This is a genomic window from Actinospica durhamensis (assembly GCF_018139695.1).
GTDB classification, from domain to species: domain Bacteria; phylum Actinomycetota; class Actinomycetes; order Streptomycetales; family Catenulisporaceae; genus Actinospica; species Actinospica durhamensis.
The window spans coordinates 1-21,008 of the sequence record NZ_JAGSOG010000155.1; the positions used below are offsets into that span (position 1 = coordinate 1).

18 protein-coding genes are annotated in these 21,008 nt (G+C 73.4%); 10 read left to right on the forward strand and 8 right to left on the reverse strand.

Annotation, left to right across the window (positions count from 1 at the left end; translation table 11 throughout):
- Nucleotides 1–97 precede the first annotated feature (97 nt).
- Nucleotides 98–1,624 (forward strand): FAD-dependent oxidoreductase, encoded by a 1,527-nt coding sequence (locus KDL01_RS25590; protein ID WP_212531154.1) that lies wholly within the window; start codon nt 98–100, stop codon nt 1,622–1,624.
- An 87-nt stretch (nt 1,625–1,711) separates the two neighbouring features.
- Nucleotides 1,712–2,440 (forward strand): adenosylcobinamide amidohydrolase, encoded by a 729-nt coding sequence (locus KDL01_RS25595; RefSeq protein ID WP_212531155.1) that lies wholly within the window; start codon nt 1,712–1,714, stop codon nt 2,438–2,440.
- Here KDL01_RS25595 and KDL01_RS25600 read toward each other — a convergent pair.
- The gene (locus KDL01_RS25600; protein WP_212531156.1) at nt 2,424–5,693 is read right to left on the reverse strand and encodes a DUF4132 domain-containing protein; all 3,270 of its coding nucleotides are present in this window, start codon (nt 5,691–5,693) and stop codon (nt 2,424–2,426) included. The genes KDL01_RS25595 and KDL01_RS25600 overlap by 17 nt on opposite strands.
- 121 nt (nt 5,694–5,814) lie before the next feature.
- Here KDL01_RS25600 and KDL01_RS25605 point away from each other — a divergent pair, with 121 nt between their 5' ends.
- The gene (locus KDL01_RS25605; protein WP_212531157.1) at nt 5,815–6,459 is read left to right on the forward strand and encodes a nucleoside/nucleotide kinase family protein; all 645 of its coding nucleotides are present in this window, start codon (nt 5,815–5,817) and stop codon (nt 6,457–6,459) included.
- Nucleotides 6,460–6,497: 38 nt separating this feature from the next.
- Here KDL01_RS25605 and KDL01_RS25610 read toward each other — a convergent pair whose 3' ends face one another.
- Nucleotides 6,498–7,253, reverse strand: coding sequence for a LysR family substrate-binding domain-containing protein (locus tag KDL01_RS25610; RefSeq protein WP_212531158.1), 756 nt, complete (start codon nt 7,251–7,253; stop codon nt 6,498–6,500).
- A 58-nt stretch (nt 7,254–7,311) separates the two neighbouring features.
- On the opposite strand from KDL01_RS25610, the gene KDL01_RS25615 reads away from it, so the two are divergent.
- The gene (locus KDL01_RS25615) at nt 7,312–7,803 is read left to right on the forward strand and encodes a DUF5997 family protein (RefSeq protein WP_212531159.1); all 492 of its coding nucleotides are present in this window, start codon (nt 7,312–7,314) and stop codon (nt 7,801–7,803) included.
- Nucleotides 7,804–7,809: 6 nt separating this feature from the next.
- Here the strand turns inward: KDL01_RS25615 and KDL01_RS25620 are convergent, their stop codons facing one another.
- A complete protein-coding gene (locus tag KDL01_RS25620; RefSeq protein WP_212531160.1) occupies nt 7,810–9,783 on the reverse strand; it encodes an ABC transporter ATP-binding protein in 1,974 nt (657 codons plus the stop codon).
- Between the two features lie 61 nt (nt 9,784–9,844).
- Between KDL01_RS25620 and KDL01_RS25625 the strand changes: the two genes are divergently transcribed.
- The 4 genes from KDL01_RS25625 to KDL01_RS25635 all read left to right on the forward strand — a co-directional run bounded on the left by KDL01_RS25625 (nt 9,845) and on the right by KDL01_RS25635 (nt 12,812).
- Nucleotides 9,845–10,420 carry a hypothetical protein gene (locus KDL01_RS25625; protein WP_212531161.1) on the forward strand — a complete coding sequence of 192 codons (576 nt, stop codon included), beginning with the start codon at nt 9,845–9,847 and terminating at the stop codon, nt 10,418–10,420.
- Between the two features lie 91 nt (nt 10,421–10,511).
- Nucleotides 10,512–10,595: a putative leader peptide gene (locus KDL01_RS46035; RefSeq protein WP_368861650.1), complete on the forward strand. Its 84-nt coding sequence runs from the start codon at nt 10,512–10,514 to the stop codon at nt 10,593–10,595.
- Nucleotides 10,596–10,692: 97 nt separating this feature from the next.
- Nucleotides 10,693–12,108 carry a selenium-binding family protein gene (locus tag KDL01_RS25630; protein ID WP_212531162.1) on the forward strand — a complete coding sequence of 472 codons (1,416 nt, stop codon included), beginning with the start codon at nt 10,693–10,695 and terminating at the stop codon, nt 12,106–12,108.
- A gap of 212 nt (nt 12,109–12,320) precedes the next feature.
- The gene (locus KDL01_RS25635) at nt 12,321–12,812 is read left to right on the forward strand and encodes a hypothetical protein (protein ID WP_212531163.1); all 492 of its coding nucleotides are present in this window, start codon (nt 12,321–12,323) and stop codon (nt 12,810–12,812) included.
- A 25-nt stretch (nt 12,813–12,837) separates the two neighbouring features.
- On the opposite strand, the gene KDL01_RS25640 is transcribed toward KDL01_RS25635, so the two are convergent.
- The 4 genes from KDL01_RS25640 to KDL01_RS25655 form a co-directional block, all read right to left on the reverse strand.
- Nucleotides 12,838–13,365, reverse strand: a complete 528-nt coding sequence (locus KDL01_RS25640; RefSeq protein WP_438801987.1) for a GNAT family N-acetyltransferase — start codon at nt 13,363–13,365, stop codon at nt 12,838–12,840.
- 113 nt (nt 13,366–13,478) lie between these two features.
- A complete protein-coding gene (locus KDL01_RS25645) occupies nt 13,479–14,030 on the reverse strand; it encodes a GNAT family N-acetyltransferase (protein ID WP_212531165.1) in 552 nt (183 codons plus the stop codon).
- Between the two features lie 112 nt (nt 14,031–14,142).
- Entirely contained in the window at nt 14,143–16,719 is a 2,577-nt protein-coding gene (locus tag KDL01_RS25650; protein ID WP_212531166.1) for a hypothetical protein, read from the reverse strand.
- Nucleotides 16,716–18,557, reverse strand: a complete 1,842-nt coding sequence (locus tag KDL01_RS25655; protein WP_212531167.1) for an HSP90 family protein — start codon at nt 18,555–18,557, stop codon at nt 16,716–16,718. The genes KDL01_RS25650 and KDL01_RS25655 overlap by 4 nt, the downstream gene beginning before the upstream one ends.
- Before the next feature lie 164 nt (nt 18,558–18,721).
- Between KDL01_RS25655 and KDL01_RS25660 the strand changes: the two genes are divergently transcribed.
- Nucleotides 18,722–19,498, forward strand: a complete 777-nt coding sequence (locus tag KDL01_RS25660) for an enoyl-CoA hydratase (protein WP_212531168.1) — start codon at nt 18,722–18,724, stop codon at nt 19,496–19,498.
- A 207-nt stretch (nt 19,499–19,705) separates the two neighbouring features.
- Complete coding sequence (locus KDL01_RS25665; RefSeq protein ID WP_212531169.1) at nt 19,706–19,927, forward strand: hypothetical protein; 222 nt, start codon at nt 19,706–19,708, stop codon at nt 19,925–19,927.
- Between the two features lie 93 nt (nt 19,928–20,020).
- Here the strand turns inward: KDL01_RS25665 and KDL01_RS25670 are convergent, their stop codons facing one another.
- Complete coding sequence (locus tag KDL01_RS25670) at nt 20,021–20,974, reverse strand: aldo/keto reductase (protein ID WP_212531170.1); 954 nt, start codon at nt 20,972–20,974, stop codon at nt 20,021–20,023.
- Nucleotides 20,975–21,008 lie beyond the last annotated feature (34 nt).

Sequence of the window (21,008 nt, forward strand, 5' to 3'; positions counted from 1 at the left end):
CCCCTTCACTCCCTTGACGAGTGAAGCAGCCCACTGCTTCAGTACCGGTGAGTAAGTACCCCGTGCAGCCAGCCGCCCACCTTCCGGGAGTCGCCTCGTGACCGCTCGCGCGCGTGTCTACGCCTCGATCACCAGCCGCCACGCCCCGCCGCCGCCCGCGACCCGCCGGCTCGGCCGGGCCCTGGTGCTCGGCGGCAGCGTCGCCGGGCTGATGGCGGCCCGGGTGCTGGCCGACCACGCCGACGAGGTCCTGGTCATCGAACCCGACGACGCCGAGGTCGGCGCCGGGCCGCGCCCCGGCGTGCCGCAGGGCAGCCAGGTGCACGCGCTGCTCGCGGCCGGGCAACTGCAGCTGGACCGCTGGTTCCCCGGCTTCACCGCGCAGGCCGAGGCCGGCGGCGCGCTCCCGTCCACCCCGGCGGACGTCGAGTTCTACATCGACGGCGTGGCCCGGCCTTCGGTCGAGATCACCGACGTGCCCGGCCTGCTCTCCTCCCGCCCGTTCCTCGAGTCGCTGATCCGGCGGCGCACGCTCGAGTTCCCCGGCATCAGGGTCCTGACCGGCCGGGCCACCGGGCTGCGGATCGAGGACGGCGCGGTGGTCGGCGCCACCTACGCGCCGAACGGCGACGCGGGCGCGGGCGTCGACCTCGACGCCGACCTCGTCGTGGACGCGACCGGCCGCGGCAGCAGGCTGGCCGACTGGCTCGAGCAGGCGGGCTGGAGCGCCCCGCCGCTGGTGCGCATGCCCATCAAGCTCAACTACGCCACCGCGGTCTACCGCCGCGACCCGAAGGTGCTCGACACCACGACCCTGGTCAACGTGTCGCTGACCACGCCGGTGCCGGGCCGGCTGCCGCGCACCGGCGGCTTCGTCGCGGCCGAGGACGACCGGTGGATCGTGCTCGTCGCCGGATACGACCAGGACCGGCCCGAGCGCAGCCTGGAGGACTTCACCACCCGGTGCCGCCGCGACTTCCCCGGCATGTTCGGCGACATCGTCGACCACTGCGAACTGCTCAGCGACGTGGTGACCTACCATCAGGCCGACAGCCGCCGCCGCGACTACGACACCCTCGCCCGCTTCCCGGCCCGCCTGATCGTGGCCGGCGACGCGGTCGCCTCGTTCAACCCGGTCTACGGCCAGGGGATGACGAGCGCGATGCTGCACGCCTCGTGCCTCTCGGCCTACCTGCGCGGCGAAGCGGCCGACATGCTCGGCTCCGGCTCCGGCGGCGGCGCGGCGCCGGCCGAGGCGGCCGCCTCGGCCAACGGATCCGGCGCGCCCTCGGCCGCCGCGCCCGCGCCCTCCGGCCCCGACCTGAGTCTGCCGGCGAAGCCGTACTTCGACCTGGTCCGCGTCATCGTGGACGCGGCGTGGCAGACCTCGACCTTCCCCGACCTCGCGCTCCCGCACGTCCCCGGCCCCTACCCGCGCGGCTACCGGATCGCCAAGCGGGTCAGCGAGTCGATGCTGGTCGGCTCGGTCATCGACCCCGAGCTCAACCTCAGGCTGTCGCGCGTCACCGGGATGCTCACCCACCCGGACACGCTCATGAGCCCGGGCACCGTCGTCCGCTCGCTGCGCTCCGGCCGCAGGTTCCGCAAGGCGAACGCGGCCTGAGACTCCGTGGCGGCGCCCGCGCGGCGACCGCGCGCGGGGGGCAGGGCCGGGCCGGGCGGGCGACGGCTGCCATGGCAGGATTTCCCCGTGGACGTGGTGCGTGCGGCGCGAGTGGAAGACGGGGCGTGCCGGCACATGCTGGCGTGGCACGCGGGGCCGGGCTGGCGGATGATCGGATCCGCGGTGCTCGGCGGCGGCCTCGGCGAACGGGAGTGGGTGCTCAACGCCCAGGTGCGCCCGGGCTACGACCGGATGGACCCGGAGGCGCATCTGCGCGAGCTCGCAACCGGGCTCGGCCTGACCGGCCCCGGCATGGGCCTGATGACGGCGGCCCCGGTGGACGCGTTCGTGCACGCCGCCGACGACGAGGTGGAAGCGGTCGTGACGGCCGGACTCGGCGTCCCGACGTGGGCCGCCGCGCCCGACTACGTGCCCACGCCCTACCGCCCCGGCACGATCAACATCGTCGCCGCCATACCCGCCGCGCTCACCGACGCCGCGCTGGTCAACTGCGCGACCACCGCGACCGAGGCCAAGGTGCAGGCCCTGCTCGACGCGGGCTACGACTGCTCGGGCACCGCGTCCGACGCCGTCTGCGTCGCCGCGCGCGTGCCCGAGCCGGGGCGGCATGTGGAACTCTTCGGCGGACCGCGCTCCCGCTGGGGCGCCCGCCTGGCCCGCGCCGTCTACGAGGCCGTATATCAGGCCGCGTCGGCAGACGTGGCGCGGCGGGCCCTCGGCGAGGCCGCCGCGCACCCCGCCACGACCGGGGCCTGCACCGGCGCCGCGCCGCGGCTGGTCAGTTCGCCGTCTTGATCAGGTCTCCGATCAGTTCGGATGCGGTGACCGGATCGAGCAGGTCGAGGTGCGGACCGTCCTGCCGCTGCCGGTTCAGGTAGCCGTCCGTGTCTCGGGCGAGGTAGACCTTGCGCAGGGTCTGGTCGCCGAGCGCTTCGACGTAGCCCACGGCGATGCCCGGATCCAGGTCGACGACCGCGTACAGGTGCGCGCCCAGCTCCCGGCTGATCGTGTTCGCGACCCCGCCGTCCATCGGCCCGCCGCGCTGCCAGCCCCGCTTGAGCAGCCCGAGCACGCGGCCCACCGGGACGGTGATCCCCTCGAAGCGGGCCAGCTCGCTCCCGGCGCGCTCCTGCTCGGTCAGCGCGTGGATCGGCCGGCCGAGCTGGGGGAACGGCTGCACGATCTCGTAGTCGGCGAACAGCTCGGCCCAGGCGGTGAGCTCCGCGCCGAGGTGGATCGGATGCGCGAGCCGGACCCGCGCGCCCTCGGCGAGGACAAACGGCGCGTCGTCCACCGTGGCCAGGCTGCGGTCCTCGGCCACCCGGAACGCGGCCCAGCCGCCGTCGCCGACACCGCCGAACCCGTCCACCTCGGCGTTCGTATCCGCATTCCCCTCCGTGCCCAGCCACACCAGCCGACGGGTGATGTGCCAGACCAGCGGGTGCCCGAGCAGCAGCTCGCGGAACTCCTCGGCGCTCCAGACCCGGCCGGCCACCATGCCGGCCTCGAGCCGGCGCACCAGGCCGTCCGCGACCGTGCGCACGTCCTTCTTCAGGCCGCCGAAGTGCTTGCGCGCGGCCGCGGCCAGCTCCGCGTCGTCCTTGGCGTTCGGCGGAGGCAGGATCTTGCGAGGCGTGCCCGACTCGTCGATGACGAAGGGGCGCAGCTGCTCGTCGAAGCCGACCCGGAACCGGCGCGGGCCGTAGTCCAGTCGTAGGCTGCCCTCTTCGTCCAGGCCGAACTCGGGCACGAGCCGGTCGGCGAGCTGGTCGGCCGTCAGGTCGAGCGCGCGGGCGATCTCGGTGATCTTCTCCTGGGCCCGCCCCTTGAGCCCCTTGAACTGCACCTTCTGCGAGATCTGGTGCAACTGCATCAGGGCCACGTCGGTGCCGATCGCGGTCAGCACGTCGAGCCCGGCCACCGCCCGCTGGTGGCCGCCGTCGCCGGGCCAGGCCCGGATCAGCGGCGCGAGCCTCCGCGCGGTGTCGTCGTCGCCGAACAGGCTCAGGGCCGTGAGTACCCAGGTGTCCTTGGCCGGCAGGTCCCCCGCCTGCCAGGACTCGAACACCTCCCAGACGAACGCGGCCAGCGACGTGCCGTCCGCCAGCTCCCGCACCACGGCGATGCCCGCGTACGGCTCGCCGGGCTTGGATATCGCGAGCATGGACAGCACGTGCCGGGCCGCCTCCACGGGCAGCGCGTACTCCCGGCCGCGCAGCAGGATCTGCGGCAGGTTCGCGCCGGCCAGCCAGCTCGGGGGAGCGGGCATCCGCCGCGGATGCAGGTCCAGCGGGTCGAAGTCGAGCGCCTGCTCGAGCGCGGCGACGGCATCCGGGCCATACGGCACCGCGGCCGCGCGCACGTCGGTGAGCGGGGCCAGGAAGCGCAGCGCGTTCTCCGCCGCGACCCGCCGCGGCCCGCGTTCGCCCACGGCGTCGGGGATCAGCAGCAGTGCCGCGTCCGGCGCGTGCCGGGTGAACCAGGCGGTCGCGTAGCCGCGCGCCGACTTGTACCGGGTGAACCAGTCGGCCATCGTGCGCGCCACCGCCGGGTGCACGACCGGCTGGAGGACCGGTCCGGCGGCGGCCGGGCTCGCCTCGCCCAGCGCCGTCAGGGCGGTCGGCAGCGCCTCCTGCTCGAAGCGCGCGAGGACCGGACCGAGGAGGGCGACCAGGGAGGTCCAGTACTGGATCTCCGGCTGCCAGCGCGGCAGCAGCGGCCGGGCCAGCTCCTCGGGGGCGTGGGTGAGGAAGTCCCGCGCCGTCACCTCCTCGCCGTAGCGCGCGTAATGCCGCCGCTCGTCGTGGAAGCCGTTCTCGGCGTGGGACTTCGCCTCCGACTCCCAGTCCCGGGGCCTGCCCCGCAGCGGGCTCCAGGCGAGCCAGTCCTCGCGCTCGCCGGCCGCCCAGTCGATCCGGTTCACCTCGGGCGGCTCGAGCCCGGCGACCACCGCGGGCTCGACCTGCTTGGCGCCGCCCTTCACCGTCCACGGCGGCGTACGCAGCAGCGCGGGAAGCTGCTCCGGGCCCGCCTCGGGCCGCCCGGCCGCTTCCCGCGCCAGCCTCGAGATCAGCGCGGCGTCCCTCTCGGGCAGTTCGCCGCCGCACGACAGGGCCTCGACCAGGCCGGGGTGGTTCCTGACCTGACCGGCCAACAGCTTCCGTGCGGCGGCCGCGCTCGGGCCGCCGCCGTTCGCCGTCCGCGCCAGCAGACGCAACGCCCGGCGCGGAAACCGCTCCATCGCCTCGCGTACGGCGCCCGGGACGAACTTCTCGGCCAGCCTGCTCGCCAGAGTCTCGAAGGCCTCGTCGCTCGGCAGTTGCGCGATGACGGCGAACGCCGCGCGCCGCGCTTCGACGGACACGTACTTGTCGGTGTCGAGCAACGCCGTGAGCAGTGGCAGTGCCGCGGCGCCGAGCCCCTCCCCGACGGACGCGAGCATGCCGAAGTCGGTCCAGTTCGTATGCAGCACCTCGGTGGCCGGGCCGAGCCGCGCGGCCTGTTCGGGCGTGCCGAGGATGTACGGCAGGATCCTGCGATGAGCGCCGGAGTGTCCGTCGATGGCGGATTCGGCGAGCACCTCGTCCGCCCACGCCGCTTCGGTGGGCGCCAGGTAGGACGCGACCATGCGTCCGGTGTAGTCGACGCGCAGCGCGCCGAGCGCCGCCACGGCCTGCGCGTAGTCGGCCTCGTTCGCCGCGGCCAGCAGCCTGCGCATCCGCAGCAGTGCGGCGATCTGCGCCTCCGAACTGGACGCGCCGTCGCTCAGGCCCAGGGTCGCGGCGGCGGCGAACGCGAGCCCGCGGCGATGCGCCCAGGTGTCGACGAAGACCCACAGGTCGTCGAAGTACCCCGGTTTGACCTTGAGCGCGAACGTCGCCGCGTCGGCCGGCGTCGCGCCCAGTTCCCCGTCCTCCCACGGACCCGGCTTGAGCGTGGCCGCCGGACCCGGCGCGCCGCCGTGGCGCTGGTGCAGGACCCGCCGCCAGGACGCGGGTACGACCAGGACGTCCTCGTCACCCGCGATCCCGCCCCCGGCTTCGATCATCGAAGTCGATCCCACGACGCCTCCCCTGTCTGTCCGGCCCGTCCAGTCCCTGTCGATCACGTGAGCGACAATGTATGCGACTGGTCCGACAGAAACCGATCTCGCGCGGAAGGATCGTGACATGCGTGCCCGACCCATCTCGCCGGACCTGCTCGTCGAGCACCTCGCCGAGACGATCAGCGCCCTGCCGCGCGGTCCGCGGGGCACGGGTACGCGCGTGGCCGTGGCGCTCGACGGCGCCCCGCCGACCCGCACCGGCGAACTGGCCGAGCGGCTCGTGGAGGCGCTGCGGCTACGCGGCAGGCAGGCCGTGCACATCGCCGCCCGCGACTACCTGCGCCCGGCCTCGCTCCGGCTGGAACTCGGCCGCGAGGACCCGGACGTGTTCTACACCGAGTGGCTGGACCTCAAGGCGATCGACCGCGAGGTCCTCGCGCCGATCGGCCCGGGCGGCAGCGGCCGGGTGCTGCCGCGCCTGTGGGACGCCGAGGCCGACCGCGCGTACCGGGCGCAGTACGTCGAACTCGGCCCGGACGGCGTCGTCCTGGTGGAGGGCGCCCTGCTGCTCGGGGTGGGCCTTGCGTTCGACCTGACGGTGCATCTGTCCATGTCGGCCGCCGCGCTCGGGCGACGCATCGGCGCCGAGGACGCGTGGACGCTGCCCGCGTATCAGCGCTACGACGAGGAGCAGCAGCCGGTGGAGACCTCCGACATCGCCGTACGCTGCGACGACCCGCGCCACCCGGCGCTCGTCACGCGCGACTGATCCGGGCCGCCCGCCACCTGCCCGAAGACGAGGAAAAATCAGCCCCGGCGCTTCGGCTTGCCGCCGCCGCGCTTGGCCGACTTCGCGGGCGCCGCCTTCTTGCGTGCCGCCCCCGCGCCGCCCTGCTTGCCCTTGTCGGCGCCCTTCTCCGGACGCCGGGCCGCCGCCGGGGCCGTGGCGGCGCCGCGTCCGCGGGAGCTGTTCACCGTGCGCCCGCGCACGATCCCGATGAACTCCTCGACCAGCTCCGTGGTCTGCTCCTCCAGCCAGGACAGCGCCACCTGCGAGCTCGGCGCCCCGGTGAGCGGCCGGTACGTCAGGTCCCTGCGGTGGTGCAGCCGGGCCAGGGACTGCGGCACGACCAGCAGCCCCACTCCGGCCGCGACGAGCTCGACCGCGTCCGCCGTGGTGTCCGGGCGCTCGCGGGCGGGCTGTCCGGGCAAGGCCGGCCAGTCCAGGCAGTCGTCGAGGGGGTGGAGCAGGACGTACTCGTCGAGGTCCCCGACGCTCACCTCCTCGACCGCCGCCATCTCGTGGTCCTTGGGCACCACGATCACGCTCGTCTCCTCATACAGCGGGATCGCGTGCAGGCCGGTGCGGGCGATCGGCAGGCGTACCAGGCCGACGTCCGCGCCACCCTCGCGCAGCGTCCGGTCCGCTTCGGCCGCGGACACCGCGACGAGGTCGAGCGGCACGTCCGGTACCCGCTCGCTCCATGTGCGCACCCACTTGCCGGGAGTCACGCCCGGGACGTAGGCGAGTCGGAACGAAGCGGTCTCCTGCGTGCCTGTCACCCGGTCAGGGTACCCGCCCTGGTCGGAGCGGCCGCGCATGGAAGCTACTGTTGGACGCATGAGTCCGCACAAGACCACCCAGACGATGAAGCCCGCGACGGCGGCCAAGAAGCTGGGCATCCACCTGCCGGCCGCGCCCGCCGAGTTCCAAGAGGGTGTCGTCTCGCGCGACGAGCTCAACACGCTGCAGGCCGACCCGCCGCAGTGGCTGCGTGACCTGCGCCGCGACGGCCCGCACCCGCGCGAGGTGGCCGCGGCCAGGCTGAACGTCTCCATCGCGGGCCTGGCCCGCGGCGGGGTCACCGAGGCGCTGACCACCGCCGAGATCGACGCGCTCAAGGAAGACGCCCCCGAGTGGCTGGTGCGCGAGCGCGCCACCCAGGCCGAGTTCCGCAAGGAGAGCGTGCGGATCAAGGAGAAGCACGAGGCGGAGGCCGTGGAGGCGAAGGAGAAGGAGCGGGCGCGCGAGCGCGAGGCCGCGCCCGCCCGCAAGGCCGCGCCCGTCCGCAAGAGCGGTCAGAAGGTCAGCTTCCGCCGCCCGACGCGCTGAGCCGGCTCACCTCTCGTCCTCCGGCAGCGAGAACGCCTCGGCCTGGAGCCGGTAGAGCTCGGCGTAGTGGCCGCGCGCCCGCATCAGCTCGGCGTGGCTGCCCTGCTCGATGATGCGCCCGTGGTCGAGCACGACGATGCGGTGGGCGTGCCGGACGCTGTTCATCCGGTGCGTGATGAGGATGACGGTGCGCCCCTCGGCCAGCGTCATCACCGTCTCGAACGCCTTCTGCTCCGCCTTCGGGTCCAGGCTCGCGGTGGGCTCGTCCAGCAGCAGCACGGGCGCGTCCCGCAGGAAGCTGCGGGCCAGCGCGATCTTCTGCCACTGGCCGCCGCTGAGGTTGACCCCGCCGAAGAACTCGCTGGCGATCAGCGTGTCAAGGCCCTGCTTGAGCTCGTCGATCACGGTGTCCGCGCCGCCGCGCGCCGCGGCCTCGCGCACGGCCGCGTCGTCGTGCTCGACCTCCGGGCGGCCGACCGCGATGTTCCAGCGGGCGGTGAAGGGCCAGTGCTCGAAGCTCTGCGGGAGCAGCCCGACGTGGGTGGCGGCGGCCGGGCGGCTCAGCTCGCCGAGCGGCACGCCGTCCCACAGCAGCTGCCCCTCGGTGGGCAGGTAGAGGCCGGTCAGCAGCTTGGCCAGGGTGGTCTTGCCCGAGCCGTTCTCGCCCACGAACGCGACCACCTCCCCGGCCCGGATGGTCAGGTCGATCCCGTCGATCGCGGCGGAGTCCTTGTTCGGGTAGCGGAACCGCAGCCCGCGCGCCTCGATCAGCTGCGGCGGGCCGGCCGGGGCGGGCGCGTCGTCCGGGATCTGCGCCTGCTCGGCCTGCTCGATCGCGTCGGCGAGGTCCACCAGGTAGAGGCCGTACTCCACGGTCGAGTTCATCGCCGTGACCATGCCGGCGAGCTGGCTGGTGCCCTTGCCGATGGCGAACACCGCGGTGCCCGCGGTGGCCAGCGGGATCTGGCCGCGCCAGGTCAGGTAGCCGAGCACCAGGTAGATCACCGCGGTCGTGGTCCCGGAGATGGCGCGGGAGACGAGCGAGGCCTTCGCGGCGTAGACGGCCAGCCGCGCCTGCTCGGCCTCGTTGTCCTCGGAGAGCCGGTCGTGGTGGGCGAGAAGCAGCTTGTCCACCCCGTGCAGCCGCACCTCCTCGGCCGGGTCCTGATCCACCATCAGCGTGGTCAGCCGGGTCTGCTGGCGCACCTTCGAGAGCCACTTGAGCCGGGACGCGTTGCGCCTGCGGGTGACCACCAGGGTATTGACACCGTCCGGTACCACCGCCAGGATCAGCAGCGGCACGAGCTGCCACTTCAGCGCCGCCAGCACGCCCGCGGCGGCGGCGATCCCGGCCGCGGACGTGATCAGCGCGGAGATCTGTTCGAGCATGTACTCGGCCCAGCCGGCCCCGAACTGGGCGGCGGCGATCAGGTCCTTGAACTCCGGCTGCTGGAACCGCAGCAGCTCGACCCGCACCGCGCGCTGGAGCAGCTCGCGGTAGGCGAGCCGGGCCACCTTCGGCCGCAGCGCGCCGCTGGCGGCCTTGCCGGCCACCCCGAGCAGCGCCGCGCACATCGCCGCCGCGCCCACCACCAGCAGCGACGGGATCGCCGCGCGCACCCGGCCGGGCGTCGGGCCCTCGGCCAGCAGCGAGACCAGCACCCGCTGGGTGGCCAGCAGGCCGAACGCGGTCAGCACCCCGTTGGCGATCTGGCAGGCCAGCAGCATCACCACGGCCCGCGCGTCGGTGCGCCAGGACAGCCGCAGGCACAGGCCCATCACCTCGGGCAGGCGCCGGGCCAGGGTGCCGAGCGACATGTCGGCGAACTCCTCGTCGTGCCGGTTCCACCCGGCCGAGAACTTGTACCCGGTGCCGAAGAGCGGATCCGCCTGCTCCCGCTCCGACTCCCCGGACCCCGCGTCCCCCTCGGACGCCGGGTCCTCACCGATTCCCTCGACGGCGTCCACAGCAGCCGTCATGCCCCCCACTCCCTACGGTCCATGACGGGATTCCTACCCGGAGTACCGGCATAATCAGCGGGTGGCCACCGACTCCGAGATCCTCGAGCACCAACGCGCCCTCCAGGACGAGGCTGATGCCGCCGTAGCCGAACTGGGCCTTGACACGGCCCTCGCGGTCTTCGGCGACCCGATCCGCACCGGCAGCAGCGCCCTGGGCCTGATGGTGCGTCCGGACATCGACATCACGGTCTGCTGCCCGGTGCTCGACGCCGGCACCGTCGCCGACGTCATCGACCTCGGCGCCCGGCTCGCCCGGCACGCGCAGGTGCGCCGGGTCCAGTACCGCGACGACACCGGCGCCTGGAATCAGGAGCCTGACGCATACCCGGACGGCGTCTACCTCGGTCTTGGCTTCCGCTCCGCCGCCGGGCGGGACTGGACCTCGGACATCTGGTTCGTCGACCAGCCGCAGCGCCAGCCCGACCTGGCGCATCTGCGCACCCTGCCGCCGCGGCTGACCGAGCAGGCGCGGGTCGAGATCCTGCGGATCAAGCACGCGCGCTCGGCGAGCGGCGCGAGCGTCTACGAGGCCGTACTCGACGGCGGGGTGCGCACGCCCGAGGAGTTCGACGCCTGGGCGGCCGCGCGCGGCTGAGGCCGCGGGCGTGCGAACCGGCCCGCCGGCCCGATCCGGCGGCGCGGCAGGAGCATTGCGCACCCGCCGGATCACGGGCACCATTCCTTCCATGGGACGCCACCTCTACAGCCGCAGACACGTCGATCTGCTGCGCGTCGCCAGTGCCGCGTGTCGCGGCGTCCGCGTGCACTGACACGCCCCCGCTTCCCCTCGCACCCTCCCTCCGCACCCGGCCGGCTGCGGCCGCCTGCGCGTTCCCTCCTTCACAGTCCGCTGACTGGAGCCTCGCCATGCCCCTGTGGAAGCCCGACCCCACCTTCTACCCCTCGCCCCGCGAAGCCGTCACCGCGCCGCCGGAGAAGCTGGCCTACCTCGCCGCGTTCGACCGCGCGGCCGAGCTGCCCGACGCGATCGCCGTGCTCGACGTGGACCCCGACTCCGCCGAGTACGGCAAGGTCGTGGGCTGGACCGACATGCCGCATGTCGGCGACGAACTGCACCATTTCGGCTGGAACGCGTGCAGCAGCGCCCTGTGTCCCTACGCGCCGCATCCGCACGTGGAACGGCGCTACCTGGTGGTGCCGGGGCTGCGCTCCTCGCGCGTGTACGTGCTCGACACCAAGGAGGACCCGCGCGCGCCGAAGATCGTCAAGACCCTGGAGCCCGAGGAGCTGGCCAAGCGGGCCGGGTATTCGAGGCCGCACACGGTGCACTGCGGTCCCGAGGGCCTTTACCTGACCGCGCTGGGCGGGGCCGACGGGGCGGAGGGTCCCGGCGGGATCGCGTTGCTGGACCACGACTCCTTCGAGGTGCGCGGGCGCTGGGAGGTGGACCGCGGGCCGCAGTACCTGGCCTACGACGCCTGGTGGCACCTCGGCCACGACACCGTCGTGACCAGCGAGTGGGGCACGCCCGGGCAGATCGAGGACGGCATCGTGCCGGAGCTGCTGCTCGGCCGCAAGTACGGGCACCGGCTGCACTTCTGGGACCTGCGCAAGCGCAAGCACATCCAGGAGGTGGACCTCGGCGACCAGTACCAGATGCCGCTCGAGCTGCGTCCGGCGCACGACCCGACCCAGGCGTACGGCTTCGTCGGCGTGGTGATCAGCGTGGAGGACCTGTCCGCCTCGATCTGGCTCTGGCACCGCGAGGGCTCGCGCGGCTCCGAGCGCTGGGCGATCCGCAAGGTGATCGACATCCCGGCCGAGCCGGCCGACCCGGACCTGCTGCCGCCCGCGCTCAAGCCGTTCGGCGCGGTGCCGCCGCTGGTCACCGACATCGACCTGTCCGTGGACGACCAGCAGCTCTACGTCTCGGCCTGGGGCACCGGCGAGCTGCTGCAGTTCGACGTGAGCGACCCGTTCAAGCCGGTGCAGACCGGCTCGGTGCGCCTCGGCGGGATCGTGGGGCGCGCCGCCCACCCGGCCCGGCCCGACCTGCCGCTGGCCGGCGGGCCGCAGATGGTCGAGATCAGCCGGGACGGCCGCCGCGTCTACCTGACCAACTCGCTCTACGGGTCCTGGGACGACCAGTTCTACCCCGACGGCGTCGGCGCCTGGGCGGCCAAGCTGGACGCGGAGCCCGGCGGCGGCCTCACCGTGGACCCGCGCTTCTTCCCGCACGGCGAGGACTTCCGCGGCCGCCGCGTGCACCAGACCAGGCTCCAGGGCGGGGACGCGTCCTCCGACTCCTACTGCTACCCGTGACGCGAGCGCGCGGCCGAGGCGGTCGGCGGTGAGCCCGGACCGGCTCGCCGCCGTCGCCGCGATGGGCGCGTTCCACGGCCTGAACCCGGCCATGGGCTGGCTGTTCGCGGTGGCGATCGGGCTGCAGCAGGGCGGCATCAGGCCCCTGCTGCGCGCGCTGCCGCCGATCGCGCTCGGCCACGCCCTGTCCATCGGCGTGGTCGCTCGTGGTGGTGGGCACCGACTCGGTCGCCGCCTCGCGCCTGGTCGCGATCGGCGGCGCCCTGGCCATGGTCGGCTTCGGCCTGTGGCGGATGGTCTCGAAGCGGCACCTGCGCTGGGCCGGCATGCGGCTGAACGCGCGTCAGCTCACCGCCTGGTCGTTCCTGATGAGCTCGGTGGACGGCGCGGGCCTGATGCTGCTGCCGCTGCTGGTCCTGCCGAGCACGGCCGGATCCGGCGCGGCGAGCATGCCCGGGATGCCGGGCTCGGCGGCGTCGCCGGGCGCGGACCAGGCCACCCGCGTGTTCACCGCCCTGACCGACGCCGGGGCGGTGACGCTCGTGCACACCCTGGCCATGATCACCGTGGCCGGGACGCTCGCGGTGCTGGTCTACCGGGTGCTCGGGCTGCGGGTGCTGCGCACCGCGTGGCTCAACGTCGGCCCGATCTGGGCCTGCTGCCTGGTCGGCGCGGGCGTGATGACGATGATCCTGGGCGGCTGAGCCGCGGTCGTCGCCGGCGGGCTCGTCAGGACAGGGTCTTGACGAACGGGTGCACGGCGAAGCCGCGCTCCTCGGCGCCGAAGTCGGGCAGCTCGGTGTAGCCGGCGGCCAGGTAGAGCCCGACCGCCTCGGGCTGGCGCGGCCCGGTGGTCAGGAACACCTGCCGGTAGCCCAGTTTCGCCGCGTGCTGCTCGAGTTCCCGCAGCACGCGGCGGCCGAGGCCGCGACGGCGGTAGCCGCTGTCGGTCCAGATCCGCTTGAACTCCGTGGTGTGCGCGCCGGAGAAGTCCGGGCCGAGCACGTTCGCCGTGACGTGCGCCGGGTCGAAGCGGCGCAGCGCGCCCCCGGCCACCGTCCGGCCCTCGTCCAGAATGAGCAGCAGCGCCCCGCCCTGTTCGGCGGTGAAATGCCCCTGCGGATGCTCGAACTCCTGCGAGGCCAGACGCCCGTAACGGCTGGCGTACTCCTGCTGCAGGCCTGCCAGCAGCGGCGCGGCCGCGGCGTCTTGCAGATCCGCCGTCACGACGTCGAACACTCGGAACCTCCGGACAATCACGGAAAGACAGGGACTCGGTCGATCAACGCCCGGCGGGGCGGTGCCGATTCCGATCCCGATGTTAAGGTCGTGAAAATCCGGGTGAGACGGCCGAGGGCCGATGCCGCCCGCTACGAGGGCCGCTTGCGCAGGTGCCGGTGTCCGTAGTCCGGGAACTCCGGTGGCAGCGGTGCGAGCACCGAGTCGAGGGCGTAACCGCACTTTCGGGCGACGCGGCACGAACCGTCGTTGCCGACCGTGTGCAGCAGTTCGATCTCGTCGGCGGGCATGATGTCCTGCCCGTTGAACAGCCATTCCGTGGCGGCTTCGACGCACCGCGAGGCGATGCCCTTGCCGCGGGCTTCGGCGACGGTCCAGTAGCCCACGCCGGTCGCGAGCGTCTTCGGCGGGTTGGCCGCCTTGACGACGAAGGAGCCGACGACCGTGCCGTCCTGTTCGATAGCCCAGCTCAGCGCAGTGCCCGCGGCCCAACCTGCGTCCAGGTCGGCAAGCCAGGCGCGGGCTTGGTCCTCGTCGTCGAGGGAGCGCATCAGCCAGCGGCGCATCACGGTGTCGCGGTGGGCGGCGACGACGACGGGGATATCCGAGTCCTGCCATGGGCGGAGGGTGAGGGCCGGGGCGGTCGCGGTGGGGTCGACCGTCAAAGTCATGGGCGAGGTCATGCACAGCATCCAACCGCACGGCCGCCTGCCGGGCCGGGAGTTATCCGGCTCGGCAGGCAGGCGTGCGCCCTGTTGTCCGGGTGATCGTTCCCGGCCCGTTTCCCGCGCCCGGTCAGCCCTCGGCCTCGGCCATCTGCGCCAGCTGCTTCTCGGTCTCGGCCAGCTCGGCCGCCGCCTCCGGCGCGCCGGAATCCCCGGCCTCGCCCACCACCGCCTGGAGCTCGTCGCGTACCTCGCGCATCAGCTCGATCGCGCGTTCGGCCTCGTCGTCGTTGAAGAGCAGCCAGGCCACCGAGCGCCGGCAGCGCACCGCCGGTCCGAGGGCGCCGAGTCCACGCCACAGCTCGACGGCCTTCTCGTACGCGGCGATCGCGGTCCCGGCGTCCGCGCAGGCGGCCAGCGACTCGGCGGCGGACCAGGAGACTTGCGCGTACGCGAGCACGTTGTCCGGATCGTCCTCGAGCCCACGCGCCGCGAGCAGGAACTGTTCGGCCGCGGCCTTGCGGTTGCCCAGCCGGCTGAGCGCCTCGCCGTACGTCTTGTGGCTCATCGCCACGCCCTGCCGCCCGTACGGGACCTCCACCCGCGGCATCAGCTCCGCGAAGAGGGTCACGGCCTCCGCGTGCCGCCCGGTCGCGTGGTAGGCCCGGGCCGCGGTGAACCGCAGGTGCAGCTCATCAGGCTCTGATATGCCCTGCCAGCGCGCCGAGGCCCGCAGCGCCGCGTCCACGATGTCCGACTCCCGCCCGCGCTGGCGCGAGATCGCCTCCACCAGGAGCGTGCCCAGGTGTGCGGCCAGCTGCGGCTCGAGCGCGTTTCCGCCGAGCTCGGTGGCCCGCCGGGCGTGGGCCTCGGCCTGCGCGGCGTCGCGGCCCAGCGCGAACTGGGCGAGGGTCGCGGTGGGCGCGGCGGCGAACCAGGGCTGCTCGGCCCGCACGTACAGCTCCGTCGCAGAGCTCAGGTGGTCTGCCGCGGCCTCCGGATCGCTCGCCCAGTGGGCCAGCTGCGCCAGCAGCTCGTACAGGCTCGCGGCGACCGCGGTGTCCTCGAGCCCGCCCGCCTCGGCGATCTCCGCCTCGACCAGGGCGGCCAGCTCCTTGACCTCGTCTGCGGGCCGCTCCTCGCGCTGCGCCAGAGCGTCGTACGCGAGGTTCACCGGCGAACGGCGGGCCACCAGGTAGTCGTGAGCTGAGATCTCCGCCGCCTCGAACGCCGCCCGCGCCTGCTCGGCGATCACCTTCGCAGCGTCCTCGGCCCCCTGCCGGTCGCCCGTGCGCGCCAGAGCCGCGACTGCCTGGCCGCGGGCCCGCAGCGCGCCGCCCGGATCCGGGAGCGCCGCGAACTGCTCGGCGACGTCCAGGAACGCCCGCTGCGCCTCGGCCGGATCGGTCTCGAACAGCTTCTCCGCGCGACGCCGGTCGATCTCGGCCCGCGCCGCGTCCGGCAGCGCCTCGCCGCTCTCCTCGGCCCGCTTGGCCACCCGCAGCCAGGCCCGCCGCGCATCCGGGTGCCGCAGCCGCGTCAGCCGCGCCGCCTCGGCGAGTTCGTCCTCCAGCGACGCGGCCACGCTCGGTGCCGGAGCCGGCTTCCGCGTCTGCGGCAGCTGTACCGAGAAGCCGAGCGGCAGCCAGTCCGTCAACGGCTCCTGATTCAGCCGCTGCGCGAGCGTGGAGCTCATCACGGTGCTGCCGTTGCGCGCGTCGTAGCGTGCGCAGATCTCGTCCGCCTCGCGCGCGAGCTCGGAGCCCGCGCTCTCGACCGTGCCCGCGCCGACGGGCGTGTCGCCGAGGCCGAGCGCCGCGAGGCGGCGCAGCAGCACCAGCGCACCGGTGATGAACTGCAGCCTCTGGTGGACGTCCTCGTTCCCGCGGGTGAGCCACGCCTTGTGCTCGATCAGGATCTCGAGGCCGCGCGCCTCGTTCCCGGACTGCGCGCAGAACTCCAGGTGGTAGCCGATGCTCTTGCGCAGGCTCACGTTGCCGCGCGCCAGCGGGTAGCCGCGCAGATGGGCGCTGCGCGCCTCGTCCAGCCGGCCCAGCCGGGCCAGCGGCATGAGCGCCATCGCCAGCACCCGGGCCGGCTCCTCCATGCACCGCAGCCGTCCGGCCAGTACCGGCTCCCACTCTCGGCAGGCGCCCTCGTCGTCGCCGAGGTCGACGCGCAGGTCGCCCCAGTCGTTGCGTTCGCAGGCCTCGCAGTCGGCCATCCGGTCGCGCGGCGCCGCGATCGAGGCGTCCATGGCCGCGCTCGCCGCGTCGTCGTCCCCTTCGAGCTGAGCGACCCAGGCCCGCAACGAGCGCACCGGCCGCGGGCTGTAACCGCGCTGCCGGTACCGCGACTCGAACTCGTCCAGCCACTTGCGCACGGCCGGCAGCGGCACCGCCGGGTTGAGCAGCAGCGACCCGCTCATCCACTTGAGCTTCCAGTGGATGTCGTGCGTGAAGCGGCCGAGCTCGGTCGGGAACTCGTCGTAGATCTTCAGCAGCCGGGCGAAGGTGATCGGCAGCTGCTCGCGCTCACCGCCGTACTCGTACGCCGAGACGAGAGTGAGCAGCAGGCTCGCCTCGAGCACCCGGTCCGACTCGCCCTTCGCCGCGACCGCGAGCAGTTCGAGCCGCTCGGCCTTGGCCCGCCCGTTCGGCAGCCGCTGCGCCTCGGCCAGCCCCGCGCGGATCTCCTCGACGCTCATGCCGCCTCCTGTCCGTCCGTCGCCGGGCGCGCGACCTGCGTGGCCCAGCCGAGTAGTTCACCGAAGGCCCGGTTGAGCAGCGCCGTGTCCGCCGGGCGCAGCGGCCGGTGCGTCATCAGCAGCGCCTGGCCGTAGAGCGCCTCCACGGCCGTGCCGAGCAGCACCGGGTCCGGGATCTGCGCGAGTTTGCGGATCACCGGATTGCGGTGGTTGAGCACCAGCCTGGCCCGCGGCTGGGTCGACTTGAGCGCGCCGAGCAGCTCGGCCCACAGCCCCTCCGACTCCGCCTCGGCCTCCGCCCTGGTCCGCTCCTGGCGCGCGGCCCGGCCCTCGACGTGCAGCGCGCTGACCGAGTACGGCTGGAACTCGCGCAGGATCACGTCGCAGTCCAGGGGCTCGAGCGTGGCCCGCGCGGCCGTGAGGAACCCGGCCAGACGCAGCTCCTCGACCGGATCCACCGGGTCGAGCGCGTCCGTGATCGAGTCCGCCGCCAGCTGCTCGACCGCCACCCCGGGCAGCAGCTCGGGCAGCTGGAAGAGCAGCTCACTGTCGTAGGTGTAACCGCCGTTGGCCACACCCACGCCCTGCGCCGCCGCGATCGCGGCCACCTGGCGGAACTCCTCCACCGACGCGGCGACCAGGATCTCCTTGTGCGCCTTGGCGAACTCGGTCAGCGGCACCCGTCCGTCCGTGGTCTCGAACTCCAGGTACGGCAGCATGATCCGCAGCAGCCCGGCGTCGTGGCAGGCGAGCGCCTTGACCCCGACCGCGTGCACGGACAGGAAGGCGTGCAGCCGGGCCGGCTCCTGCACGGCCAGCTCGGTCAGCCAGTCGCGGATCCGCCCGCCGAGCGCCTCGCGCACCGCGGCCAGGGTCTCGTCCTCGTACAGCGCCTCGCGCGACGCGGTGGGCTTGAGCGCGTCCGCGGTGACCAGGCAGCGCAGGAAGAACGCCCAGTCCGGCAGCAGGCCGGCCACCGCGTCCCCGAGCAGCATGCCCTTGAGGTGGATCCGGTGGCGGCCGGACTCGGTCGGATTGGCCGGCTGCGGCAGCACGTAGCCGACGCCGCGGATCCCGACCAGGGGAAGATCGAACTCGACGAGGTCCAGCGGCGCGAAGCCGAGCACCGACTCGCCGTAGTCCATCAGGGCCATGCGACGTGCGACAGGGCTCGGATACGCGCGGTCCCACATCGGCGGGCTGTCGGTGGTGCGCACCACCCGGCCCTCGTGCTCCACCGTGACCTCGTACGGCAACAGCGCGCCGTACTCGCGGGCCAGCTCGACCACCCGCTCCGGCACGAACCAGCGCTCCGCCCCGGCCCGCGGTGTCAGCTCCACCCGCGTCCCCGGCTCGGCCAGCTCCTGCCCGGCCGCCACCCGCTCGACCGAGTAGGTGCCGTCGGAGGTGGCCAGCCACTGGATCGTGGGGGCGTCCGGCGCCGCCGCCGAGCGCGTCACGACCCTGATGCTCTCGGCCACCGTGAAACAGGCCAGCAGCCCGATCCCGAACTGGCCCAGGAACTCCTGGCGCGCCCCGGCCAGCTCGTCCCGCTTGGAGGAGCGTCCGATCGTGGACAGGAAGCGGTGCGCGTCCGGCTCGGTCAGCCCGATGCCCGGGTCGGTGATCCGCAGCCCGCCCTCGTGCACCAGGATCCTGATGGATCGCGGCGCGTCCGGCTCCAGCTTGGCGCGCGCGGTCACCGCGTCGACCGCGTTCTGCAGCAGTTCGCGTATATAGACGCGCGGGCTGGAGTAGAGGTGCTGGGACAGCAGATCCACCAGGCCGCGCAGATCGACCTGGAAGGAATGGAGGTCTTCGGAAGGCTCGTCCGGCATGGGGGTGATCGTAGCCGTCGGCACCGACCGCACGCAGGGGGAATTCCGCGGCGGCGCGCGGCGGCGTGCTGGACTTGCTCGGACGTCCGACTATAGGGTCGGCCAGCGTCGCCGAGCTCGCCGCGACGCCCCGCCGTCCTCGCCACCACCAGGGAGTACACGCCATGACCGAGTACGACACGATCAAGGTCGAGCGCCGGGACCGGGTCGGGCTGATCACGCTGCACCGGCCCGAGGCACTCAATGCCCTCAATCTCCGGCTGATGCACGAGGTGGTCGGCGCGGCCGAGGAGTTCGACCGCGACGACGCGGTCGGCGCCGTGGTGCTCACCGGCTCCGAGCGGGCCTTCGCCGCCGGCGCCGACATCAAGGAGATGCAGGACCTCGAGTTCGTCGACGCCTACCGGGCCGACCTGTTCGCCGAATGGGACCGCTTCGCCCGGCTGCGCAAGCCCGTGGTCGCCGCCGTGTCCGGCTACGCCCTCGGCGGCGGCTGCGAACTGGCCATGATGTGCGACATCCTGCTCGCCGCCGACACGGCCAAGTTCGGCCAGCCCGAGATCAAGCTCGGCGTCATCCCCGGCATGGGCGGCTCCCAGCGCCTGACCCGCGCCGTGGGCAAGGCCAAGGCCATGGAGCTGTGCCTGACCGGCCGGATGATGGACGCCGAGGAAGCCGAGCGGGCCGGCCTGGTCTCGCGCATCGTGCCCGCCGCCGACCTGCTCGAGGAGGCGCTGAAGGTGGCCGCCACCATCGCCGCGATGTCCCCGATCGCGGTGCTGGCGGCCAAGGAGGCGGTCGGCCGCGCCTTCGAGTCCCCGCTCGCCGAGGGCCTGCGCTACGAGCGGCGCCTGTTCCACGCCGCCTTCGCCACGGCGGACCAGAAGGAGGGCATGGCCGCCTTCGCGGAGAAGCGCCCGCCCCACTTCCAGGGCCGCTGAACGCGGGCCGTCACCCGGGCGGCCGAGCCCCCTGATATCCCCCGATAGATGCTCTGACCTGCGAAGTCTCCCCAAGATCACCCCGCCACGGTTGCCGACGCGGGACGCCGGTGGTCGACTTGATCCGCCGGTCGCCCGGGTCACTCGCCGGGTCGGCCGGAAGTGGCGAGTTCACGCCATCCCGACTCACCAGGGAGTGAATCGACGATGACCACCAACCCGTTCGACTTCGACCACGAAGAAGGCAACACCGTCCGCTCGCCGCAGGTTCCGGGCGACCCGAGCGAGCTGCTCGACCGGTACGGGCCCGACACCATGCCCGACCCGGACTCGCTGCGCGTCCCGGACGACCCCGGCGAGCTGATGGACGAGGACGAGGACGACGACCCGGATCAGGGCTTTGACGACCGGGAGTCCTACTCCATGTAGCCTGACGCGCCCCGCGCGCGTGAGCTCGGCCCGACCCCGCTACGGGGCCGGGCCGAGCGCCGTTCGCGGGCGGCGCGGTGGCCGGGTCGCCCCCTATGCGGCCTGCGACGGCGCGAGCGCCTCGTCGATCTCGGCCAGTTCCACCGCGGTCGGCACCCAGGATCCGGCCGCCGCGTTCGCCCGCACCTGCTCGGGCGAGGTCGCGCCGGCGATCACCGAGGCGCAGCCCGGCTGCGCCGCCAGCGCCCCGACGCCGATCTCCAGCACGCTGCGCCCGTGCGCGTCGCCCCAGGCGGCCAGCCGCTCCACCGCGTCGAGGTACGCCTCGGTCACCCGCTCCGGCCGCGAGGCCAGCCGCGAGCCCTCCGGCACGCCGGTCGCCCGGCGCACCTTCCCGGTCAGCAGCCCGTTGGCCAGCGGGAAGTACGGCAGCACGCCGAGACCGTAGTGGTTCGCCGCGGGCACGACCTCGGCCTCGACCCCGCGCTCGAGCAGCGACCACTCGTTCTGCGCCGAGATGAACGGCACCGCGTTGATCTCGGTGGCCACGTGCGCGGCCTCGGCGATCTGCCAGCCGGCGAAGTTGGAGTGCCCGATGTAGCGCACCTTGCCCTCGCGCACCAGGTCGCTGAGCGCGTCCAGCGTCTCGCCGATCGGCGTCTTCGGGTCGGGCGTGTGCAGCTGGTAGAGGTCGATGTAGTCGGTCTGCAGGCGACGCAGCGACTCCTCGACCGCGCGCCGGATGTAGCCGCGCCCCGCCTTGGCCCCGGCGGCCGTCCCGTACCCGAGGTCGGCGTGCTGGTGGCCGAACTTCGTGGCCAGCACGACCTGGTCGCGCCGCCCCTTGAGGGCGAGCCCGAGGTAGGTCTCGGAGCCGCCGCCGTTGCCGTAGATGTCGGCCGTGTCGAAGAGCGTGACGCCCGCCTCGATCGCCGCGTCCACCACCGCCCGCGTCCGGTCCGCGTCGAGCCGGGAACCGAAGTTGTTGCAGCCGAGGCCGACGGTGGAGACCAGCAGCCCGCTTGCACCCAGTGTTCGATAGTCCATGAACCTCACTGTATGCCTCGGCCCTACCCGACCC